This is a genomic window from Streptomyces sp. NPDC001204 (assembly GCF_053598035.1).
Genome location: NZ_JBSFJL010000090.1, coordinates 1 through 1,785, shown reverse-complemented (window position 1 = coordinate 1,785; position 1,785 = coordinate 1). Strand labels below are relative to the sequence as shown.

Annotated in this window: 2 protein-coding genes; one reads left to right on the top strand and one right to left on the bottom strand. The window is 66.6% G+C overall.

Going from position 1 to position 1,785, the window contains the following annotated elements:
- Positions 1-87 precede the first annotated feature (87 nt).
- Complete coding sequence (locus ACWC91_RS41500; RefSeq protein ID WP_355858952.1) at positions 88-321, top strand: hypothetical protein; 234 nt, start codon at positions 88-90, stop codon at positions 319-321.
- 20 nt (positions 322-341) lie between these two features.
- On the opposite strand, the gene ACWC91_RS41495 is transcribed toward ACWC91_RS41500, so the two are convergent.
- Positions 342-1,550 (bottom strand): IS110 family transposase, encoded by a 1,209-nt coding sequence (locus tag ACWC91_RS41495; protein ID WP_450645060.1) that lies wholly within the window; start codon positions 1,548-1,550, stop codon positions 342-344.
- Positions 1,551-1,785: the final 235 nt, after the last annotated feature.

Below are 1,785 nucleotides of genomic sequence, written 5' to 3'. Positions count from 1 at the left end.
CGGGGGGGTGCCCCTATGTGTTTGGTCAAGGTCCGAGGCCAGTAAGTTCGTTTGGTCGGGTGCGGAGGCCGAGCCGTGGGGGTGTGCATGGGTGATAGCCAGGTGACGATCAAGCTCACGAGCGACGAGGCACTGGTGCTGTCGCACTGGCTGGAGAAGCTGCAGATGACGGACCTCAGTCGCGTTGTCGACGATCCGGCGGTCTGGGCACCGATCCATCGGATAGCCGGAACGCTGGACAAAGCGCTTCCCGAGCTGTTCGCGCCTGACTATGACCAGCGGCTCGAGGCCGCTCGTCGGCGGCTTCGGCCGGAGGACTAACTGATCGGTGGTCTGAACCCTCACCTGGCCGCGGCGGGTTGGGGTTCGTAGAAGGTGCCGTCACGGAGCATCGCGAAGAGGACGTCGGCGCGGCGTCTGGCGAGGCAGAGCAGGGCCTGGGTGTGGTGCTTGCCCTGCGCAATCTTCTTGTCGTAGTAGGCCCGGGAGACGGGGTCTGCCAGGGCCGCGAATGCAGAGAGGAAGAAGGCACGTTTGAGCTGCTTGTTTCCTCGCCTGGAGGGCTGTTCGCCGCGGATCGAAGAGCCCGAACTGCGGGTCGTCGGTGCGAGACCCGCGTAGGCGGCGAGGTGGCCGGCGGAGGGGAAACTGCTGCCATCGCCGACGTCGACGAGGATCCTGGCTCCGGTCCTGACGCCGATCCCCGGCATGGACGTCAGGACCTTTGAAAGAGGGTGGCTCTCCAGCAGTTCCTCGATCCGCCCGGCTAGTAGCTTGCGCTGATCGAGGACAGAGGTCAGCGAGCCGGCCAGGCTCGGGACGATCAGCGCGGCCGCGTCCGTTCCCGGGACGACGACGCTCTGCTCGTCCAGCGCGGTGTAGATGTCCTCCACCAGTCGCTCTGCCATCCGCGGTGCTTTCGGCCGAAGCAGGCTGATCAGTCGTCGACGTCCTGCCTTGCGGATCTGGGCTGGAGAACCGCACCGCTCCAGTAGCGTGAGCACGGCCGGGTGTTGGACGCGAGGGCCCAGAACTCGCTCCAGATGCGGATGGATCTGCGTGAGCAGGCCGCGGAGTCGGTTGCTGATCCTGTTGGCTTCGCCAGCGAGGTCGTCGTCGAAGCCGACGAGCATCTCCAGCTCGGCGATGGTCTCGTCTTCGAGTTCGACCGAGCGGAGCGTGTGCGGCATGACGCGGGCCGCGTCTGCGATGACGAAGGCGTCGCGGGCATCGGTCTTGGCCTCACCGGGATAGAGATCGGCGATCCTCCGCATTGTCAGTCCGGGCAGGTAGGCGACCGAGCAGCCCATGTCGCGGGCCACCGCGAGCGGCAGGGCGCCGATGGAGGCCGGTTGGTCGACCACGACGAGCACGGTCCCGTGCTTGGCCTGCAGTTTGCCGAAGACCTCGCGGAGTTTGGGTTCACTGTTGGGCAGCCGCTTGTCGAGGGCCTTCTTCCCAGCCGGGGTGACGGCGGTGGCGTGGTGTTCGCCCTTGCCGACATCCAGGCCGAGGAAGACTCCGGTGTCGCTGACGTCGATCACGTGCATCCTTCGGTCGTCCCCGCCCGGCCGTCCCACGGCACCGATCGCCACATCCACATTACGAAGAGCCTCCCGACCTGCGAACAAGCCAGTGGTCATGCCCCTAATCAGCGGTCTGTCGATGCCTCCGGGCCCGGTGACACCACCCCCCAGGCCATGCGATCAACAGGGGGGAGCAGTCATGCCGGGCCCAGAGGCCGGGCGCCCCATTGCGGGGCCACGAAGAAGGTAATGGGGGGGG

Coding starts and splice junctions, on each gene's coding strand:
- ACWC91_RS41500 (WP_355858952.1), top strand. CDS start 88: ATGGGTGATAGCCAGGTGACGATCAAGCTCACGAGCGACGAGGCACTG.
- ACWC91_RS41495 (WP_450645060.1), bottom strand. CDS start 1,550: ATGCACGTGATCGACGTCAGCGACACCGGAGTCTTCCTCGGCCTGGAT.